The organism is Alteromonas sp. ABH2_165 (genome assembly GCF_056159945.1).
Window position 1 is genome coordinate 121,874 of record NZ_JBSWWF010000006.1, and the last position, 20,929, is coordinate 142,802.

The 20,929-nt window shown below is 48.4% G+C and carries 20 protein-coding genes; 10 read left to right on the top strand and 10 right to left on the bottom strand.

The genetic code is table 11. The features are described from left to right. Position 1: 1 nt before the first annotated feature. Complete coding sequence (locus ACXAFQ_RS12920; protein WP_474822819.1) at positions 2-1,300, bottom strand: nitrate- and nitrite sensing domain-containing protein; 1,299 nt, start codon at positions 1,298-1,300, stop codon at positions 2-4. 465 nt (positions 1,301-1,765) lie between these two features. Between ACXAFQ_RS12920 and ACXAFQ_RS12925 the strand changes: the two genes are divergently transcribed. The 3 genes from ACXAFQ_RS12925 to cynS are packed head-to-tail and all read left to right on the top strand — an operon-like array spanning position 1,766 to position 4,852. After that, positions 1,766-2,635 carry a formate/nitrite transporter family protein gene (locus ACXAFQ_RS12925; RefSeq protein ID WP_070123780.1) on the top strand — a complete coding sequence of 290 codons (870 nt, stop codon included), beginning with the start codon at positions 1,766-1,768 and terminating at the stop codon, positions 2,633-2,635. Positions 2,636-2,667: 32 nt separating this feature from the next. Beyond that, positions 2,668-4,383, top strand: a complete 1,716-nt coding sequence (locus ACXAFQ_RS12930; protein ID WP_474822825.1) for a bifunctional protein-serine/threonine kinase/phosphatase — start codon at positions 2,668-2,670, stop codon at positions 4,381-4,383. 19 nt (positions 4,384-4,402) lie between these two features. Continuing rightward, a complete protein-coding gene (cynS, locus tag ACXAFQ_RS12935; protein ID WP_474822829.1) occupies positions 4,403-4,852 on the top strand; it encodes a cyanase in 450 nt (149 codons plus the stop codon). A gap of 67 nt (positions 4,853-4,919) precedes the next feature. Here the strand turns inward: cynS and ACXAFQ_RS12940 are convergent, their stop codons facing one another. Then, the gene (locus tag ACXAFQ_RS12940) at positions 4,920-5,189 is read right to left on the bottom strand and encodes a hypothetical protein (RefSeq protein WP_474822831.1); all 270 of its coding nucleotides are present in this window, start codon (positions 5,187-5,189) and stop codon (positions 4,920-4,922) included. Between the two features lie 106 nt (positions 5,190-5,295). Next, positions 5,296-5,727: an OsmC family protein gene (locus ACXAFQ_RS12945; protein ID WP_474822833.1), complete on the bottom strand. Its 432-nt coding sequence runs from the start codon at positions 5,725-5,727 to the stop codon at positions 5,296-5,298. A 416-nt stretch (positions 5,728-6,143) separates the two neighbouring features. Here ACXAFQ_RS12945 and ACXAFQ_RS12950 point away from each other — a divergent pair, with 416 nt between their 5' ends. The 6 genes from ACXAFQ_RS12950 (at position 6,144) to ACXAFQ_RS12975 (ending at position 15,603) form a co-directional block, all read left to right on the top strand. Beyond that, positions 6,144-7,709, top strand: coding sequence for a SulP family inorganic anion transporter (locus ACXAFQ_RS12950; RefSeq protein WP_474822837.1), 1,566 nt, complete (start codon positions 6,144-6,146; stop codon positions 7,707-7,709). A 327-nt stretch (positions 7,710-8,036) separates the two neighbouring features. After that, on the top strand, positions 8,037-10,580 hold the full coding sequence (nirB, locus tag ACXAFQ_RS12955; RefSeq protein WP_474822839.1) for a nitrite reductase large subunit NirB: 2,544 nt from the start codon (positions 8,037-8,039) through the stop codon (positions 10,578-10,580). Positions 10,581-10,591: 11 nt separating this feature from the next. Next, positions 10,592-10,945 (top strand): nitrite reductase small subunit NirD, encoded by a 354-nt coding sequence (gene nirD, locus ACXAFQ_RS12960; RefSeq protein WP_474822842.1) that lies wholly within the window; start codon positions 10,592-10,594, stop codon positions 10,943-10,945. A gap of 27 nt (positions 10,946-10,972) precedes the next feature. Then, positions 10,973-13,744, top strand: a complete 2,772-nt coding sequence (locus ACXAFQ_RS12965) for a nitrate reductase (protein ID WP_474822846.1) — start codon at positions 10,973-10,975, stop codon at positions 13,742-13,744. After that, complete coding sequence (cobA, locus tag ACXAFQ_RS12970) at positions 13,737-14,627, top strand: uroporphyrinogen-III C-methyltransferase (RefSeq protein ID WP_474822850.1); 891 nt, start codon at positions 13,737-13,739, stop codon at positions 14,625-14,627. Before ACXAFQ_RS12965 ends, cobA begins: the two co-directional genes overlap by 8 nt. Further along, positions 14,611-15,603, top strand: coding sequence for a glycosyl transferase family protein (locus tag ACXAFQ_RS12975; RefSeq protein WP_474822855.1), 993 nt, complete (start codon positions 14,611-14,613; stop codon positions 15,601-15,603). The genes cobA and ACXAFQ_RS12975 overlap by 17 nt, the downstream gene beginning before the upstream one ends. Here the strand turns inward: ACXAFQ_RS12975 and ACXAFQ_RS12980 are convergent. The 7 genes from ACXAFQ_RS12980 to ACXAFQ_RS13010 form a co-directional block, all read right to left on the bottom strand. Further along, complete coding sequence (locus ACXAFQ_RS12980; RefSeq protein WP_070123790.1) at positions 15,594-15,908, bottom strand: S26 family signal peptidase; 315 nt, start codon at positions 15,906-15,908, stop codon at positions 15,594-15,596. The two genes, ACXAFQ_RS12975 and ACXAFQ_RS12980, sit on opposite strands and share 10 nt — an antisense overlap. Then, the gene (gene sodN / locus ACXAFQ_RS12985; protein ID WP_474822862.1) at positions 15,909-16,391 is read right to left on the bottom strand and encodes a superoxide dismutase, Ni; all 483 of its coding nucleotides are present in this window, start codon (positions 16,389-16,391) and stop codon (positions 15,909-15,911) included. 1 nt (position 16,392) lies between these two features. Continuing rightward, on the bottom strand, positions 16,393-16,605 hold the full coding sequence (locus ACXAFQ_RS12990; protein WP_474822867.1) for a hypothetical protein: 213 nt from the start codon (positions 16,603-16,605) through the stop codon (positions 16,393-16,395). A 12-nt stretch (positions 16,606-16,617) separates the two neighbouring features. Further along, the gene (locus tag ACXAFQ_RS12995) at positions 16,618-17,088 is read right to left on the bottom strand and encodes a hypothetical protein (protein WP_474822871.1); all 471 of its coding nucleotides are present in this window, start codon (positions 17,086-17,088) and stop codon (positions 16,618-16,620) included. Continuing rightward, complete coding sequence (locus ACXAFQ_RS13000; RefSeq protein ID WP_474822875.1) at positions 17,081-17,434, bottom strand: hypothetical protein; 354 nt, start codon at positions 17,432-17,434, stop codon at positions 17,081-17,083. The genes ACXAFQ_RS12995 and ACXAFQ_RS13000 overlap by 8 nt, the downstream gene beginning before the upstream one ends. Before the next feature lie 217 nt (positions 17,435-17,651). Then, on the bottom strand, positions 17,652-19,031 hold the full coding sequence (locus ACXAFQ_RS13005) for a class II fumarate hydratase (RefSeq protein WP_474822879.1): 1,380 nt from the start codon (positions 19,029-19,031) through the stop codon (positions 17,652-17,654). Between the two features lie 20 nt (positions 19,032-19,051). After that, complete coding sequence (locus ACXAFQ_RS13010) at positions 19,052-19,396, bottom strand: hypothetical protein (protein ID WP_139138936.1); 345 nt, start codon at positions 19,394-19,396, stop codon at positions 19,052-19,054. Positions 19,397-19,515: 119 nt separating this feature from the next. Here ACXAFQ_RS13010 and ACXAFQ_RS13015 point away from each other — a divergent pair, with 119 nt between their 5' ends. Continuing rightward, the gene (locus ACXAFQ_RS13015) at positions 19,516-20,712 is read left to right on the top strand and encodes a putative manganese transporter (protein ID WP_474822886.1); all 1,197 of its coding nucleotides are present in this window, start codon (positions 19,516-19,518) and stop codon (positions 20,710-20,712) included. The last annotated feature ends 217 nt before the right edge of the window (positions 20,713-20,929 follow it).

Sequence of the window (20,929 nt, forward strand, 5' to 3'; positions counted from 1 at the left end):
TTCAGGCTTTTACTTTTTTGGTGGCTCTGACTACTCTTTCGGCCACATCGATGAGTTTACAGTTTTGATCCATTGCGGTCTTTTGTAAACGCCGGTAGGCCTGATCTTCAGTCATGCCCCACTGCTGCATGACCAGCAATTTCGCCCTATCGATACATTTCTGATCGGTAATGGCCTGGCGCGCTTCGTCTAATTCAACGGACATCTTCTTGATATGCTGTGACTGCTCACAAAGCAAATCGTAAAAAGAACGATGGGCCGACAGGTTCTCTGCATTCGCTATAATTTCGTCGCCAAAAGGTTCTGAGCCTTTAAGTCCAGGCATTTGCGGATCAAATAGCATGGTGAGAGGTGTACCGGAAGCTGCCGGTTCCTGCTCGAGGGTTTTGATTCGTTTATGATGGTTTTTCAGCTCGGCATCTGCCCGCTCTACCAGTGCAGAGGCCAGCGAGGTTAGTCGATCGGTAAGCAGTTCCTCAACGCTTTGCATGGCGTCTATTCGCGATGTGGCGATGTCGTACCACACTTCGCTGAGCTGCCCGTCTATAGGGCTGCCGTCTGCAAGCTGGTCGATCATTGCACGAAGGCGCTCAAGATCAGTTTGGGTTTGACTGGACTCAATGGTTTTCCATTGCTGATTCGCATGTTTTTCTGCGAAGGCTGCAAATACATCAAAACTGTGCTGCTGCGCCTGTTGCAAGTGATGCAGTTTGTCACACAGACCCACGCTGAAATGGGTTTCGGCGAAGCCAATGGCTCCCCATGCCCGCTCTTGCCCTGAAAATTCCTTCCCCTGAAGAAAATTAAATAAGGCCACGAGTTGGCGTGTAATATCGGGGTCACTGGCGACGTCAGCGGCTTCGAAAATCACCGACAAAAGCCCGCTGATAAGACGACAATAAGCTTGAGTGGACGCAAGTGAGGTTAAATGCTGCTCACCGATTTTTTCGCGCAACGAGGATAAGTTATCGAGCCCTTGCAGAGCCATGCTAATGCTTACCAACAAGCGCATATTGGCTGCGCTCTCATCTCCGCTCATATAAAGCGACTTAAGTAAGCTTCGTAAATTCTGTTCAACCTGATTGCTGTCTTCTATTTGTTGAAGACGTTGCTGTTCGAAGCGCTCTCCGCCAGAGGCCAGGAAAATGTTGCTGATCCCCCGTTCTCGCTGCAGTTGGTGAATAACATCTTTAACCGATGTTACGAGCTTACAGTTAGAGGCGAGTTGATTGAGCGCTTTAATCTCGGCATGTTTCGCAGCAAGCAGAAATCGCTTAGTGGCGTCACTGATTACAGCCATAGTGGTGTCCGATAAGGTGTCTGAATGACGTTGCGGTGTAATTAAATGGTAGCAAAGCTCGTTCCAGTATTAAACAGGTTTACCTTATATGCGAATAACAAGGGCTATAACGGAACGATAAATATTTTGGCGTGTATTCTAAAGAGCAAGTGGGCGTTTTATTTCACGATTCTGGATCTTATTGGTGCGCTGGTTGGTTTTCCGTGGTGCAGGGAAGGAAACATAGAAAGTGTAATAGTGGTTGTATTTTGCTCTAAGTAAATGAATTTATGCGCATTTTTATTTCTGGCCCTGAAATTGTATTGGAATATTCGACGACGCAATGTTGCGTACAACAAAATGTAATTTTGGATAATGACGTCCAATACCACACCGGAAGCGGTGCATGGTTGGGCGTTTTTTTGTGCCCGCATTTTGTTGTAAGTAGCAATTTACTTAACCCTGAAACATTAATAGGTAATTAAAATGGCTTACTTACTTCCTAATGAATTTGTAACAAAGATGGTAGATGCGGGTGAATCCAAAATATACATGTCTACCCGAGATACTCTGATTCGTGCTTATATGGCAGGTGCTATTTTGGCGCTGGCGGCGGTTTTTGCCATTACTATTGCGGTTCAAACCGGTGTGTTTCTGATTGGAGCAGTACTGTTCCCAGTTGGCTTTTGTATGCTGTACCTGATGGGATTTGACTTGCTGACCGGTGTATTCATGCTTACGCCATTGGCCTGGTTGGCAAAACGCCCCGGTGTTACCTGGTCACAGATTTTCCGTAACTGGGGCCTGGTTTTCTGCGGCAACTTTGCCGGTGCACTAACCGTAGCGTTCCTGATGTCTTTTATCTTTACCATGGGCTACAACACTGACGGCGGCGCTATTGCCACTAAAGTGTCCGGTATTGGTGAAGCGCGTACCCTGGGTTATGCACAATATGGTATGGAAGGCTGGCTGACCATTTTCATTCGCGGCATGCTGTGTAACTGGATGGTATCTCTGGGCGTAGTGGGCGCCATGGTTTCTACGTCGGTAAGTGGTAAAGTACTGGCTATGTGGATGCCTATCATGCTGTTCTTCTTCATGGGCTTTGAGCACTCAGTGGTTAACATGTTCCTGTTCCCATTCGGCCTGATCATGGGTGGTGATTTCTCAATCATGGATTACTTCCTGTGGAATGAGATCCCAACTGCGCTGGGTAACTTAGTGGGTGGTTTGGCATTTACTGGCTTAACGCTTTACACCACACATTATCGCACTGCACCAAAACGTAAACTGGCAGCGCAATCTGCGCCAGTGTCTGCGTCTTCTGACGACGACTCAAAACCAGCTTTAGTATAAAGACAGTAGCCGGCCAAAAGGCCGGCTTTTCTATGCTTCAGTTATCGATTGGACAATTCTCGAGTGCCGGCGAAAAGCCTGAAAACCAAGACAGTTATGGATTCAGGCTTCCCGCGGGCGACTTGCTCACCTTCAAAGGGGCTGCCGTTGCACTGGCCGATGGCATCAGCACCAGTTCCGTTAGCCATATCGCCAGTCAGGTTTCAGTCAAACAATTCCTCGAAGATTACTTTTGTACCTCTGATACCTGGTCAGTTCCCAAAGCGGCAGAACAGGTTATAAAGGCTGTTAACCGTTGGCTGCTCGGGCAAACGCACAACTCACAGTTTGCTGGCGAACCAGATAAAGGTTACGTGTGCACCTTCAGCGCGCTTATTTTTAAACATGATCTCGTGCACAGTTTCCACCTGGGGGATGCCCGAATTTATCGGTTACGGGGTAGGGTGCTTGAGCAACTCACCCATGAACACCGAGAGTATGTAAACAGCCAACAGCACTATTTAGCAAATGCCCTTGGTGTGCATCACGACGTAAAAATTGATGTGAGTAGTCGTCGCACGGCGCAGGGTGATTGCTTCATTTTAATAACCGATGGCGTTTATGAACACGTTGATGATGGGGCAATCTGTCAAATTGTCCACGGTAATCGGCATGCGCCTGAACTCGCTGCTCAAATGTTGGTGGAAACCGCGTTCGGTAACGGCAGCACCGATAATCTTACCGCTCAGGTGGTTTGGGTCAATGACGTGCCGTTACAGCAAACTTTACAGATAATTACCGGCAATGATGAATTACCTATTCCGCCAGTGTTGGAAGTGGGTAATAAAATTGACCAGTTTGATGTATTAAGAGTGCTGCACAGCAGCGCCCGTAGTCACGTTTATCTCGCGAATGACACGGTTTCAAACAAGCTGGTGGTGGTCAAAGCGCCCTCTATTGAAATGGCTGGCCAGGAAGCGCATCTCGATGCATTCAGAATGGAGGAATGGATAGCTCGCCGGGTGAAATCCCGTTATGTGGTGGGGGCGCCAGAGCAACGCTTTGGCAAAACGGCGTTCTATAGCGTAACGGATTACGTGGCGGGTAAATCACTGGCGCAATGGCTGGAAGATAACCCGCAACCGGATCTAGACACCGTTCGCCTCATCATTGAGCAAGTGGCGCGCGCATTAATGGCGCTACACCGAAAAGACGTGTTGCACAGAGATTTACGCCCTGAAAATGTCATGGTAAACGAACACAGTGCCGTTACCCTGATTGATTTGGGGGCCGCGTCAGTGGCGGGCATTAACGAGTTTATCGACAGTGAAGACGTGGTTCCTGGCACCGCGATTTACGCCGCACCGGAGTATTTTCTTGGTCAGGCCGGGAGCGAATATTCAGATCAGTTCTCTTTAGCGGTTATGACCTACTACATGCTGAGCGGGCGGTATCCTTATGGAATTAATGTGGCGAAGTGTCGTAGCGTCACCGCTCAGCGCAAATTGAAGTACGCCAGTGTCCTCGATGCCGACCGAAGCATTCCTTTTTGGCTTGATCACACATTAAAGCGGGCGCTACAACCCAATCCGGTAAAACGTTACGACGTATTGTCGGAATTCATACACGAACTTCATCATCCGAATCCAGCATTTCTGCGCCGCGAGCGCCCGCCATTATTAAAGCGTAATCCCGTTGCTTTTTGGCAGGGGGTAAGTGCGGTGTTGTTATGCCTGGTGCTATTTCTTCTCTTTGAGAAATTCCAATAACCTGAAAATGGAGCAACCAATGATTACTGATAGACAGCAAGTCACCGCCATGATTATGAGCGCGAAAGTGAGCAAGCAAATCAAATGGTCCCAGGCCGCCGAAGTAATTGGTGAATCAAAAGAATGGAGTACGGCAGCCTGTTTGGGGCAGATGGCCATGACGAAAACTCAGGCTGAAGCCGTAGGCACGTTGTTCGATTTATCCGAGGAGGCCGTTGCATGGCTTCAAATAGCACCTTACAAAGGCTCTTTGCCTACAGCAGTACCTACCGATCCATTGATTTATCGTTGGTACGAATTGGTGAATGTGTATGGCACAACGTTAAAAGAGCTCATCCATGAGGAGTTTGGTGACGGCATTATGAGTGCTATCGATTTCGAAATGGACTTAACACGGGAGCCAGACCCGAAAGGGGATAGGGTGAAAGTGGTGATGTCTGGAAAATTCCTGCCTTACAAAACCTACTAAACGATCTTGTGTTCCCTCGGAGGATAACTCCAGAGGCTTCGGGGCATGTTTAGCATGCCCCATTTTTCTATTTTCTCACCACATGCAAAAACCAGCCAACAAACACTGATATCAAAATTGAGAAGAACCCCAGTAACGGTAAAATTGAAAGTACCCAGTTGCGTACTTGTTCCGGTTCGGCATCTACGCCGAGTGGCAAAAACAGCAGTCCAAGTGTGGTTGCTACGAAAATAGCAATTGAGGAGGTAAGGGTTGCACGCCACAGCGGCAATGGCATTACCCAATTGATAATAAAAGCGATAATGATAGCGACGGCGGCAAGTAAATATGCAATCACGTTAACTCCCGAAAGCCTGTAAAAAGCGCATAGTCTGCAATGCTGCGGGCAGAATTGCAATGCTGCAACAGACTAACCGGAGTGTTGAAGCGTTTATTGCACTAGGTTAGTTAGACAGTGTGTAATCTAGAGTAATCTCTGCGTTGAGAAGCTTGGAGATTGGGCAGTTCTGCTTCGCACCATTGGCAATTTCAGCAAACTTGTCGTCATCGATTCCGCTAACTTTTGCTTCCAGTGTCAATGCAGACTGAGAAACCTTAAAGCCGTCTCCGTCTTTTTCTAAGGTAACGGCAGCATCAACTTTTAACTCGCCTTCGCTGTAACCTGCATCTGAAAGTGCAAATGAAAGTGCCATGGCGAAACAACTGCTGTGCGCACCGGCAATTAATTCCTCTGGGTTAGTACCAGATTTATCTTCGAAGCGTGTATTAAATCCGTAAGGTTGATCACTCAGTGCACCGCTTCCTAAACTTACGTGGCCTTTACCGTCTTTACCCAGAGGCTGATAATGCGCTGAACCTGTTTTTACAATAGCCATAATGACTCCCTTTGCGTTATTAGTGAGAAAACCGGCACAGCTGAGTATTATCGGTAATACTTCATGCTAAGCCGTAAACCGGTTTCCATGTTGTTGTCACAATCGTTTGATTAGGTGTTGATAAGAGTCAATGCAGCGACTATGCCGAATCAAAATGATAAAATTGGCTTCGCCTCTAGCCCTTGTAGCGTATGGGAAAAAGAAACATGGGCGTGTTTTTTAGCCAGCGATGTGTCAGGTTCTATCTTCGGAGCGACTGTAACCGTTACAGCATCGTTGTACCTTTTGCATGACATTAGATGGGTCTCTTAAGTGACTTTTAACATTTTGTTAAAAGATTTTAATGAGGCATGGTGATAGAATCGCCGACCGTTTTTTAACCACACTGTTTAAATCACACAACCTGTTGGACACCTATGTTTGATCTGATAAATAGCAAAGACAGCAACATAAAAAATGATGTGCTGTCTGGCATTACTGTTGCGCTGGCCTTGGTACCCGAAGCGGTAGCCTTCGCATTCGTAGCGGGCGTTGAGCCAATGATTGGTTTGTACGCTGCCTTTATGATGGGCCTCATTACCTCTGCCATTGGCGGTCGCCCGGGAATGATTTCCGGCGCAACCGGTGCGATGGCCGTGGTCATGGTGGCGTTGGTGGCGCAACATGGCGTGCAGTACTTATTTGCTGCGGTCATTCTTGCCGGTATCCTGCAGATATTGTGCGGTATCTTCCGTCTTGGCAAATTCATCCGACTGGTGCCTTATCCGGTAATGTTGGGCTTTGTGAATGGCCTTGCCATTGTTATTTTCCTGGCCCAGTTAGGTCAGTTTAAAGTTCAGAGTGTTACCGGTGGCCTGGAGTGGATGCAAGGCACCATGCTTTACATCATGCTGGGGCTTACCGCGCTCACCATGGCAATTATTTATCTGCTGCCAAAGCTGACAAAAGCGGTACCTGCGTCGCTGGTCGCCATCGTTACCATTACCCTATTGGTGCATGGTCTTGACCTTGAAGCCCGCACGGTTATCGATTTTGTCCGTGACCTGTTACCGGCCGATCAGAAAGACACGGCAACCCTGGCCGGTGAATTGCCGTCATTTGCTATTCCTATGGTGCCGCTGAACTGGGATACGCTGATGATTATCCTGCCTACCTCGGTGATTTTGTGTCTGGTTGGTTTGATTGAATCGCTGCTGACGCTGACATTAATTGACGAACTCACCGACACCCGTGGTCGTGGTAACAAAGAGTGTGTTGGTCAGGGGGTGGCGAACACCGTAAACGGTTTCTTTGGTGGCATGGGTGGTTGTGCCATGATTGGTCAGTCGATGATCAACATTAATTCTGGTGGCCGTGGCCGCTTGTCGGGTATTACTGCAGCTGTCGTGCTGTTGGGCTTCATTTTGTTTGCCGCTCCTCTTATCGAAATGATTCCGCTGGCGGCGCTGGTGGGTGTCATGTTCGTGGTGGTAATCGGTACGTTTGAATGGGCATCATTCCGCATTATTCGTGGCGTAAATAAAGAAGACGCTTTTGTTCTGTTCCTGGTTACTGCGGTGACGGTTATTTCCGACCTGGCTATTGCGGTTGTGGTGGGTGTGATTGTGTCTGCGTTGGTATTCGCCTGGAAAGCAGCCCGCTATATTGAAGCCAAAACCCATATCGATGAAGATGGTTGGAAAGTGTATACACTACGCGGTCCGGTGTTCTTCGGCTCAATTCATCATTTTAAAGAAATGTTTGATGTGGCCGGTGATCCCGAGCATGTCGTCATTGATTTTAATAACAGCCGTATCTGGGATTCCTCCGGTATTGATGCGCTGGACAGCCTGGCTGATAAATATGAACAACAGGGCAAGAAACTGCATATTCGTCACATCAGTGAGGAATGTCGGGGATTGCTGAAGAAAGCCGATAAGTTTGTTGAAATTAACGTTAATGAAGATCCTCGTTATCGTGTAGCAACAGATAAATTAGGCTGAGATTAATCCCGGTACTTTGCATTTTTATGGTGCAAATGCATTTTGATAGTGCGATTTGTTTCGGAGAACCCTTTGGTTGACGACCTAAGTTATTGAAATTTAGTTATGAAAAAATTGGCACTGTTAGTGCAAGGTAATAATCATACTGATACCACCGGTATCAATGTCAGGTAACGCAAGCTTATCTATAGCGTGTTCTCCGCTTTAGCAGCATCAACCTGATGCAGAAAAATTTTGTGCACGTTTAGTGCGAAACAGGCAAAGAAGCCCACCTTCAGTTTTTACTGAAAGTGGGCTTTTTTTATGGCTCAGAATAAGGGTTCAGAAATGACAGCATCAACGACTAGCAAGCGAATCGTCATTGTCGGTAACGGCATGGTCGGTCACCATTTCGTCGAGCAGTTGGTAAACAGCAACGCAAACTGCGAAATCATCGTATTGAGCGGTGAGAAACGTCTGGCTTATGACCGTGTTCATTTATCATCGTGGTTCAGCGGCAGTCGCGCTGAAGATCTGGCTATGACTGATGAAGCCACTTACGACAGTTGGGGCGTGAAATACTACACCGACGCCATGGTGACTGAGATTAACCGTGATAATAAGTCTGTCAGCACGGCGCAGGGCACGTTCCATTACGACGTGCTGGTATTGGCTACCGGTTCTTATCCTTTTGTTCCTCCTATTCCTGGCAACGACCAGGAGCACTGCCTGGTATATCGTACTATTGAAGATCTCGAAGCCATTGAAGCTTCTGCGGCAGTAAGTAAAACCGGTGTTGTCGTGGGCGGTGGTCTGCTCGGACTCGAAGCGGCGAATGCACTAAAGCAAGCCGGCCTCGAAACTCATGTAGTTGAATTTGCGCCTCAGCTTATGGCGGTTCAGCTCGACGAAGCGGGTGGTGACCTGCTGCGCAATAAAATTGAAGATCTTGGCGTGGTTGTTCACACGCAAAAGGCGACACAGGTTATCGAAGCAGGTGAAGAAGCACGTTATCGTATGGCATTTGCCGACGGCAGCGCGCTGGAAACCGACATGATTCTGTTCTCTGCCGGTATTCGCCCTAGCGATCAATTAGGTCGCCTAGCGGGTCTCGATGTTGGCGAGCGTGGCGGTATTATCATTAATAACCAGTGCCAGACTTCAGATCCAAACGTATACGCTATTGGTGAATGTGCACTTTGGGAAAGCCGCATTTATGGCTTGGTTGCTCCGGGTTACTCAATGGCGCGGGCTGCCGTTTCACATATTACTGGTGGCGATCTGGAATTCGCCGGTGCTGATATGAGTACCAAGCTGAAGCTGATGGGCGTTGACGTAGGTTCAATCGGTGATGCCCACGGCCGTACAGCGGGCAGCTTAAGTTACACCTATCACAACCAGCCTGAAGGTATTTACAAGCGCCTCATCGTTGATGGTGCACAGAAGAAAGTGATCGGTGCTGTGCTGGTGGGTGACACCAGTGACTACGATACACTGCTTCAATATAGCCTGAACGACATTGATATTCCTGAACATGCCGAGTCGTTAATCTTGCCATCTGCCGGCGAGAAGCCAGCCCTGGGTGCGGATGCACTGCCTGACACCGCCACCGTATGTTCGTGCCACAACGTCTCTAAAGGTGATATTACTGCGGCTATCGACGGCGGTTGCTGTAGCGTAGGTGAAGTGAAATCCTGCACTAAGGCTGCAACCGGCTGTGGTGGCTGTGCGGCACTGCTTAAAAACGTGGTTGACGGTGAACTGGAGAAGCGTGGCGTAGAAGTTTCTAAAGCCATTTGTGAGCACTTCAACTATACCCGCCAAGAGCTGTATCACATGGTTAAAGTGGAAGAAATCCACAGCTTTGATGAACTGCTCGAAAAGCACGGTGAAGGTTTAGGTTGTGATATTTGTAAGCCCGCTGTGGGCTCAGTGCTGGCTTCGGTGTGGAACGATTACATTCTTACCCAGAACAACCTGCCGTTACAAGATACCAACGATACCTACCTAGGAAACATGCAGAAAGACGGTACTTACTCGATTGTACCTCGTGTTCCAGGTGGGGAAATTACACCTGAAGGACTCATTCTGATTGGTGAAATCGCCAAAGAATACGGTCTGTACACCAAAATTACCGGTGGTCAACGCATCGACTTGTTCGGCGCACGTGTAGAGCAGTTACCTGATATCTGGGAAAAACTGGTAGCGGGTGGTTTTGAAACAGGTCATGCCTACGCCAAATCTCTACGTACCGTTAAATCTTGTGTAGGTAGCACCTGGTGTCGTTACGGTGTTCAGGATTCTGTAGGCCAGGCCATCGATCTGGAAAACCGCTACAAAGGGTTACGTGCCCCGCATAAAATTAAATTTGCTGTATCTGGTTGTACCCGTGAGTGTGCAGAGGCACAAGGTAAAGATATTGGCGTTATTGCCACCGAAAATGGTTGGAACCTCTATGTATGCGGAAACGGTGGTATGAAACCGCGTCACGCAGACCTCTTTGCTACCGACCTCGACAGCGAAACGCTGGTGAAATACATCGACCGAGTACTGATGTTCTATGTGAAAACCGCCGACCGTTTACAACGTACTTCTGTCTGGATGGAAAATCTGGAAGGCGGTCTGGATTACCTGAAATCAGTGGTTATCGATGATTCACTGGGCATTTGTGACGAGCTGGAAGCGCAAATGCAACTGGTTGTAGACGCTTACCAGTGTGAATGGAAAACCACCATTGAATCACCTGAAGCCCGCAAGCGTTTCCGTCAGTTTGTTAACAGCAAAGCCATCGACAGCAATATTCAGTTTGTAGACGAACGTGGCCAAATTCGCCCAGCGACTGAAGCTGAAAAAATTGCGGGTGCATCACGCATCCCGGTTGAACTGGTTTAAGGAGAACAACAATGCAGGCAACAGCAGAAATGACTCAACAATGGCACGACATCTGTGAAGAAAGCGATTTGGTGAAAAACAGCGGTGTATGCGCGCTGATTGACGAACAGCAAGTGGCTATTTTCACACTGAAAAACAAAGATGGCATCGCGGTTTACGCGGTGTCAAACTGGGACCCAATCGGCAAGGCTAACGTCATGTATCGTGGTATTGTCGGTTCTCTTGGCGGCGAGCCTGTTGTCGCCTCCCCACTTTATAAAGAGCACTATTCACTGGTCACCGGGCGTTGTCTGGAAAATGACGAAGTGAGCCTCAGCGCCTACGATGTGCGCATCGATGATGGTCGGGTGCTGGTTGCACTTTAAAATTCTGACAGTGTTGAGGTCGAGTTCATGAATCATACCCATACTCACATTATCCCGGTTAAGCCGGTTCCCGTGTCGACAGAAAGTGTGCCCTCCCTTGCGCAGACAACCTGTCCATATTGCGGCGTGGGTTGTGGTGTGGATATTACCATGCAGCAGGAAGCCGGTAATACCGTACTGACGTCGTTGACAGGTACGCCGGAGCATCCGGCCAACTTTGGTCGCTTGTGTGTGAAAGGCACCAACCTGCTCGACACCAATAGTGAAAACGGTCGTTTATTGTTCCCTGCTATCAATGGGGAACGTGCAAGTTGGGATGAAGCCACTACCGCTATTGCAGAAAAAATGGCGAGTGTGATTAAAACACACGGTCCCGATGCCGTTGCTCTGTATGTTTCTGGGCAATTACTGACAGAAGACTACTATGTAGCAAACAAGCTGATGAAAGGGTATGTGGGCAGCGCGAATATCGATACCAATTCGCGACTGTGTATGTCTTCTGCTGTTGGCGCTTACAAGCGTGCGTTTGGTGAAGATATCGTACCTTGCAATTATGACGACCTCGAGCAAACCGATTTACTCATTCTCACCGGCAGTAACGCGGCGTGGACCCATCCGGTTTTGTTCCAGAGAATGGAGCGAGCTAAGCGTCGTAATCCTGATATGAAAGTTGTGGTAGTCGATCCCCGGGCTACCGATTCTGCTACCCTGGCCGATTTTCATATTGCGTTAAAGCCCGGTACTGATGCTGTTCTGTTCAACGGATTACTCACATTTATCGCCGAAAACGATGCGTTGGATAACGCGTTTATTCAGGCATCGACAAACGGTTTTACCGACGCACTGAAAGCGGCGGCTGATTTTTCGGTTAGCGAAGTGGCAAGTCAGTGCGACATTCCTGAGCACGAAGTGTTAGCGTTCTACTCGCTATTCTTAAATAGCGAGCGTGCCATCACGTTTTTCTCCATGGGCATTAATCAGTCAAACAGCGGTGTGGATAAAGGCAACGCCATTATCAACTGCCACCTGGCGTCAGGAAAAATTGGTAAAGCAGGTAGTGGTCCATTCTCGATTACCGGTCAGCCTAACGCCATGGGGGGACGTGAAGTAGGTGGCTTGGCAAACATGCTGGCTGCGCACATGGATATCGAAAATGCAGATCACAGAGAACGTGTTCAGCGTTTCTGGGATGCGCCGACCATTGCAGAAAAGGGCGGCCTTAAAGCCGTTGACCTGTTCAAACGTATTAACGAAGGCAAGGTGAAGTTTGTCTGGATAATGGCAACTAACCCAGTGGTAAGTATGCCCAACCGTTCTGAGGTTGAAGCGGCCCTGAGCAAATGCGAAATGGTGGTGGTGTCTGATATCGTTCAGAAAAACGATACATTGAAATATGCCCATATTACCTTACCGGCCACCGGCTGGTCTGAAAAGAATGGGACAGTAACCAACTCAGAAAGACGGATATCTCGCCAGCGAGGCTTACTCACCCCACCGGGCGAAGCTAAGCATGACTGGCAAGCAATCAGTCTGGTGGCAGCAAAACTTGGCTTTGAAAGCGCGTTTAATTACCAACATCCAGCAGACATTTTTCGCGAACATGCGCAGTTAACGGCATTTGAAAACGACCGTGAACGGGCACTCAATTTGTCTGCCTTTAACCATATTTCTGTCGCTGAGTACGACAACTTGCGCCCAGTGCAATGGCCGGTTACTGATACTGCCAAAACAGGCACGGCGCGCATGTTTGAAAACGGCCAGTACTTTACTGCCGATGGCAAAGCCCGTTTTATTGCTATCACTCCGCGACTCCCTGAACAGCAAACCTCTGCTGAATTTCCATTTGTGCTTAATACCGGCCGAAGCCGTGACCAGTGGCACACCATGACTCGAACCGGAAAGGCAGCAAAGTTACTGAAACATGCGCCTCATGCAACCCTTGCTCTGCATCCCAAAGACAGAGAAGCATTGGGTATTGAAGTGAACAGTTTTGTGGCACTGAACAGTGCCTGTAACACCGGCGAACCGGTTATTTTACCAGTAGTTGAAGATGCGCAACTGCGTCGTAAAACCTGTTTTGCGCCCATCCACTGGTCGGCAAGCTGGGGTTCAAATATTACCCTCGGTGCACTGTTCAATGGGGCACACGATCCGTTGTCTGGCCAGCCAGAACTGAAGCACGGTGCGGTAAACCTTACGCCGGTCAATTTCGAACTGAACGGACAGCTGATCATTGCCGACGACAGCAAGCTCAATATTGTTAGTGAACATTTTGACTACTGGGCAAAATCGGTGCTAGACGGTGGTTCAACGCTGCGTGTGGCCAGCAATCGGGATGTACCCACAATGGCCCGTTTACTCCGCGGGGCTTTGCCTCAGGCATGGGTGCTCACCATGATGCAAAGTGCCAATGGTTTAGTGGTGTTAGCCACCCACGACAAACAGCTTCAGTTTGGCTTGTGGTTAGCTGAAGACTTTCCAGCATTACCGGACGAATGGCTGGACGACTGTTTACAAAAAGAGGCGATAGACACTGAACTGCAAGCTAGCTTGTTGCGCGGACAGCCGGATGAAGCCTTCCTTAACGGTAAACTGGTCTGTAGCTGCTTCAATGTGCGTGAAAAGTCCATTGAAGTCGCCATTGCCGAAGGCGCGTGTTCAGTAGAAGCGCTAGGTGAAAAACTCAAATGCGGTACCAACTGTGGCTCGTGTAAGCCCGAGCTAAAACAAATTCTGCAACGTCAGCCCGTTCTCACTGCTGCCGTAGCCCATACTGAAGAGGTTGTTACCTATGATTAATTTAGCCATTAACAAGTTACCACAACTGTTTTTCCGTAAGCGTACGTCGTTTGCTAACAAGCATGATGTGGCGCATCGAAACGATGCGCTAACAACCCTAAGCGGTAAGCAACAAGGACAGGTTTACATTATTGGCGCAGGACCGGGCGATGCAGAACTACTTACCATTAAAGCCTGGAAGTGCTTACAGCAAGCCGACATCGTGTTGTTTGACTGGCTGGTGGATAAATCGGTCATTGCTGAAATTCCTCGCCATGTGAAAACGGAATTTGTGGGCAAGCGCGCAGGCAAGCATTCCATGCATCAGGATGACATTTGTAAGCGTGTTGTAGAACTGGCGGCATCGGGTTTAAACGTGGTACGCCTGAAAGGCGGTGACCCGGCTATTTTTGCTCGTACCTGCGAGGAAACGCAGGCTCTTGAGGCGGCGGGAATTCCATTTGCCATCGTACCAGGCATCACTGCAGCCTCGGGGGCATCAGCTTACACCGGTATTCCGCTAACCGAACGCGACTGTGCGCAATCGGTTACGTTTACCACTGCCAGTTTTAAAGATCAGGACAAAATGCCAGATTGGCAGGCGCTGGCCGAAACCATGCAACGCCAAACCGTTGTAGTCTACATGGGGTTATCGCGCCTGAAGCGTATCAGTGATGAGTTAATCACCGCCGGTATACGCGAAACGTTTCCGGTGGCAGTGATAGAAAATGCCTGCACCCCCAACCAGCAGGTAGTCACTTCCACTGTTTCTTCTATCGCTGAATCTGTTTCAGCGGCAAATCTGCAAGGTCCCGCTTTGCTGATCTTTGGCGAGGTGGTAAAGTCTCGTCAACAGGTCTCACCAGCGCTTCTCCAGCAGGTTTCTCATGTCGCAGGAATTTAGTCAGTACATCAAAATAATCGGTAAAGGTCAGAAAGGCAGTCGCAGTCTCACACAGGAAGAGGCGTTTACCGCAATGAAAATGTTGCTCGCCGGGGAAGTCACCGGCGACCAGCGCGGCGCTTTTCTAATGTTACTGCGTACCCGGGAAGAAACGCCCGATGAAGTCATTGGCTTTGTACGCGCTTGTCACGAGCTCATACCTGCAGAAATCAAAGCACTAAGGCCGCAAGTAGATATAGGCTGTTACGCTGGTAAACGCCGGCAATTACCCTGGTATTTGTTGTCTGCTGCCTTGCTGGCAAAGTCTGGCAAAAAGGTCTTTTTGCACGGCGCCCACGAACCCGGCTCGGGCCGGCTTTATGCAAGCCATGTCTTACCTACGCTCGGCTTACCGGCGGTTGAATCTGCCGCGGCCGCCAAGTCGCAGCTTGATACTCAGGGTGTTACGTATCTGGATTTAGGTATTGTACTTCCGCCATTGAATACGCTTATAAAACTGCGGGAATTTTTTGGTTTGCGGTCATGCGCGAACACCCTTGCACGTTTGCTCAATCCAACGGCTGCGCCTTACTGTGTGCAAGGTGTTTATCACATGCACCTCGACCATAAACACCGCCATGTGAATGAAGCCTTTCGCGATTATGCTTCACTGTGTTTTCGTGGCGATGGCGGAGATCCCGAGGTAAACAGTGAACGTCCAACGGAACTGTTCATTACTCGACATGGTGAAACGGAAATGCCAGTGCTGCCGGAAATGACAGAAAAGTGGGCAATGAAAGACCGTGAAATGGACATCGACGATATGCTGGCGTTCTGGCAGGGCAATATCGAGCACCAATATGGTGCTCAGGCAGTACATGCAACCCTGGTTGCTTACCTTATGCTGTCAGAGGCGCAAAGCCAGGATGAAGCTCAATTGCTGGCTCGCAGCATGTGGGAACAACGAGACAAAGCGGCGCTACCGTTTCAGTTCTGAACGCTATCCACCACGTTCGTTCGCTGACTTTGCCAGATAACCTTACCGAGAATTTGATTCCGGTGAACCCAGCCAATGTCTTCGCAACTGATCGACTCGGCAATATTGTCACCTGCCATATACATACCTAAACCGGGTTCTGTACTCAGAACCCGCTTTACCATTATGCCTCTTAGCGCACAGCGAAAAACAACAAGGTCGTTAACTCTTGGGTAGCCAAAGAGTATGCGGCGCACTAACACAAACGTGCCCGCGGGCAACGTGGGTTCCATACTACAGCCGCTAACCTTGAAGAGCTTCAGCATTTATTTTAATACCGGGTAGACCACTTGTTCCGCAGGCGGGTAAGGGGAAGTGACTACGTAGGTTTCAACGTCTTTGGTTGCCCAGAAATATTCTGAGAACTGATTAACCAATTGCAAAAGCTCTGCGCCTTTTTCCCGGGAAACCGTTTGCTTACACGCTGAACCTGTCATCATGATTTTGTGAACCAGTTCGTGAACATCGGGGAATTTCTCAATTTGCGGCGCTTTAAAGTAATCACCCCAAATGATACGGACTTCATGTTTCACTTTTTCGGCATGGGTTTCTTTTTCCTGCACCAGTCGAATAAGTTGTGCCGTGTTGCCTTCTTCGACCTCGTTGATCAAATCAAGCAAACGAATCACGCTCAACGCTGCTAATTGTGCGCTTACTGGATCGTATATTTTGCAAGGAATATCACAATGCGCACTTGCGCGCTCCACAGGAATTAATGCATCAATTTTTTTTAGCACGTTATGTAACATTTTACTCTCCCTGGATACGCTGATTTCGTTTTACGGCTTTGTACACAGCAAAACCGCATGCACAGGCTGCTGCAAACAATGAGGCATAGAAAAGCACGTGCAGAAATGTACTTGTCCAATGATTATGGTCGTGGCCGGCATGCGCCCATAGAACAGGGCTAAACAAACTGATTGCCAACGCAATCACGGTTTTTATGGAACGGCTACTGAACATATAAAACTCCTATTAGTGAAGGTTCGAAGTGGATGAAAGTCCGGTTTTGACAGGGCTAATGTTTTGATTTTTGTTAAACAAGGCCGGGTCATCGTTGCGTTGCTGGAAAAGGTATAGTTGTTCACAAGCAATTCTTTGCCCCCAACACAAAACCGGTGAATCCGGAAACTGGTAAGCTAATTTATGGATATGTGTTTGCAACGTCTGGTGCAGTTTTGCGGCTTCACCCTGTTGCTTCAATCGCTCGAAAAGATCGGCCAGGTTGTGGTAACTCACCAGTAATGCTCCCACAACAGGGCGAGCGCAGGGCGCGATTTCTATCATGGAATTTGCAATTGAGATGGCACTGAGATAGCGCATACGCGCCATGTTATATGCATCAATTTCGTAGTCTCTGTTCGCCGCAATAATGACTTGTTCCCAATCGCGATAAGCGTTGCTACACGCCGGGTTCATTTCGCTCACGTTACTCAGATCACGCATGAAGCACTGCCTCTCTGATATATGAGCCGGTTTGCAGGGCCTCTCTACTTCTCATCAAGATGCCCTGTTGGTAATCCTCGAGACCAAGTTTGTAGTAAGCATGGCTTAGTTGTCTGGCGAGGCTCTCCATCTTGTCTTTAAGCACATCATTTTCGCCGCCATCAACCTCAAGCAAGATGACGCAAATATCGAAAGCACAACCGAGGTAGGCAATGGCTTCTCTGTAGTGCGCGTCATAAAAAAGCATGCTGCCTTGATATTCATCCCTGGCTAAGTAGTGAATAGCCTGCTCAGGGTGGCTATACACCCATTCCGCGTGTTTCTGACATAAGTAGGTGATCTTCACTGAGGCATCCTTATGTTGTTGGCATTATTGATAACTGCTTCACTTGGATTAACCATAGCGCTGATATTTTGTGAGTGCAAATGATAATTGTTATTATTTACATCTTTTTGAGTGGTTATACTCTTGGGGGAAAGGAACAGGTTTTTTTCAAAAAAGTGTTAGCAACGCCAGGGCAGGGGCCTGGCGTTGCTGATAATTGCGGCTTTAATAACGCGTATTAAACCGTAGTACCGGTTAATTTACGTGGGTCGAGGAGTTTCTTAAGCTCTTCCCGCGAAATGTCTGTCATCTCTTCTGCGACATCCACAACTGGGCGGCCCTCTTTATAGGCTTTCTTGGCAATTTCAGCCGCTGCGTTATAGCCGATAACCGGGTTGAGTGCAGTTACCAGAATTGGATTACGATCCAGTGAAGCTTCGAGGTTTTCCTGGTTCACGGTAAATCCGGCAATGGCGTTATCGGCGAGGATTTTTGCAGAGTTTGCAATAAGCGTGAGGCTGTTCAGCAAGTTATGCGCAATCAGTGGAAGCATGACGTTAAGTTCGAAGTTACCAGATTGACCACCAATGGTGATGGCAGTGTCGTTACCGATAACCTGAGCAGCGGCCATAGCTACGGACTCCGGAATTACCGGATTTACTTTTCCGGGCATAATTGAAGAGCCTGGTTGTAAAGCCGGTAGGGCAACTTCACCTAAACCTGCCAACGGACCCGAGTTCATCCAACGCAGATCATTGGCTATTTTCATAAGGCTGACTGCGGTAGACTTAAGTGCTCCTGACACCGATACCGCTGTATCTTGCGACGCTATAAGGGCGAAAAGGTTGGTGCCCGGCGTAAAGTTGATGTCGGTAATTGCTGAGAGCTCCTGATTGAAGGCAGATGCAAAATCAGGGTGCGCGTTAATGCCCGTGCCAACGGCAGTACCGCCTTGCGCTAAGCTTTGAAGTGCCGGTTGCAGCGATTCCAAAGTGCTAATTTGTTGCTCAATTTGAGCCTGCCATCCTGACAAGCTTTGGTCCATGCGAATAGGCATGGCGTCCATAAGGTGTGTTCTGCCAGTTTTGCAGTAGTCTTTCACGCGGTGACTTTTTTCTGCAATTGTCGCTGCCAGATGACGCAGAGAGGGTAGAACATCTTCCTGAAGTGCGATGGCAGCACTGACATGAATCGTCGTTGGGATCACATCATTACTGCTTTGGCCATAATTGACATGATCATTTGGGTGCACTTTTTCAACGGAATGTGAAGAGGCCACCGTACTGATCACTTCATTCGCATTCATGTTGGTGCTGGTGCCTGAGCCAGTTTGATAGACATCAACAGGGAAGTGACCCATTAGATCTTCCATTTCGACGAGTTCATCACAGGCCCGACAAATGGCATTTGCCCGTTCTGCGTCGAGCTCTCCCAAAGAGAGATTTGCCCGGCTGGCCGCTTTTTTCACTAGTATTAATGCTCTGATAAACGCTTCGGGCATGCGTTGCCCACTTACCGGGAAGTTATTTACTGCGCGCTGCGTTTGTGCGGCATAAAGCGCATTTTCGGGCACTTGCAGTTCACCCATGCTGTCTTTTTCTACTCTTGTCGTTGTCATCTTTATGTCCTTAACGGGTATCAATTAGTGAGAGAAAGTCTGGCCTGAAAAGCCCTGACTTGTGTGAGTTGGTATGAAGAAGTTGCAAATCGGCAAGCAAGGTAAAACGGCTTATGGATAGCGTTGGCACATTGCTGACGCCAATGTAGAGGCAGCTTTTGGTCTCTGGAAACTTGTAGAAGAATGTCTGCACACCTGAGATAACTGAATACTCTTGTCTGGGGATGCAGCTCGGCATATTCCCGCCACAAGGTCACAAAGGTAGTGAGATGTTCAGGCTCATCAGGTTGGCTACCTGTTTTAACTACGGTGGTTACATCAGCTATCTGATGAAAATCGAATTTGCACGGGTTACCCAAGGCCATTACCTCCGATTTTTGAAAAGAAGACTCAGTATACACATATAAATCTTAATGAGAATGATTTGCATTATGTTTGTGTCGCAATTAGAGTTAATTCTTAATCAGTAATTCATGGATCTAACATGACAACACTTTCCTCACGTGGGCAAATGATGAGCCAGGGAATTCAGCAGCACGTTATGTGGAGAAACAAGCGGCTTATATTTCCGTTTGTATTGCTTACGCTACTTGCACTTCCATCGACCAGAAATATTACGATGGCCGTTTTATCCGATGCTTTTTACCAGGTTGCGGCATTCGTATATGTGTCTATGGCGTTGTATTACTTTTTGTCAGAAAGACTCAATCTGGAAAGTGTATTTTCCCGGTTACAGCAACATCCATGGTTGGAAGTGGGCGGAGCCGCTTTACTGGGTGCACTGCCGGGATGCGGTGGCGCCATTGTCGTTGTTACTCAGTACACGAAAGGGGCGGTGAGCTTTGGTGCTGTGGTTGCTGTGCTCACCAGCACCATGGGCGATGCAGCATTCTTGCTGCTGGCACAATCGCCCGCAGATGGTCTTCTGGTGATGGCAATCAGTGTCGTAGTGGGTACATTGTCGGGGCTGGTAGTAAGGAAGTTTCACAATTACAAAGGCAAGCACGAAGACGTCATCAACGTGTCTAAGTCTCTAGGCCAGAGCCGCAAACTCACGCCATTCCACAAACGCATAGTGCGTTTAGTTACCCGATTCTGGTTTTGGAGCATTGCGCCTACTTTTGCTATTGCGCTTTGTATGGCACTGCAAATCGCGCCATGGATTCATTTCGGCATATCCGGTGAAGCCATTAACCTGCTTGGTACGGTATTGGGCGCATCGGCTATCTTGCTGTGGTCATTTTGTAATAGCGGAACCGGTTATCAATCGGTTGCCGGAGAAGAGCCGCCAGAGCCTCCAGAAACCTGGCAAAAGAAGGCTGCGCTTGATACACAGTTTGTACTGTCCTGGGTAGTTGTGGCTTTTTTAATGTTCGAGCTTACGGTGCACTTTCTGAATATTGATCTGGTTGGATTGTTCGATTCTGCTGGCGCCATTACCGTAGGTGCTGCAATCCTTATTGGCTTCTTACCAGGATGCGGGCCACAAATTTTGGTGACCAGCTTATATTTGCAAGGGGCAGTGCCTTTTTCTGCTCAATTGGGTAATGCGATAAGCAACGACGGTGATGCGCTGTTTCCTGCTATTGCCCTATCTCCCAAAGCGGCGTTACTCGCCACGGTTTATTCAGCGGTGCCCGCCTTTATTGTTGGCTACGGCTACTACTTCCTGTTTGAATGAGTTGCTCACACCAATTGCAAATAATAATGATTATTATTTGCAATTGGTGTGATGTAGATCTATTATGCACTTGAACCTATCTTGAAACTCGCACTTGGTTTCTGCCCCTTTCCCTGGGGCAGCTTTTTTTCTTCAAATATGGAGGTGAAAAATGGACGCTCTGTTTTTTCTGCTCTTGTCCGCTGGCACTGCAGTCACCTGTGGCACACTTCTCAGA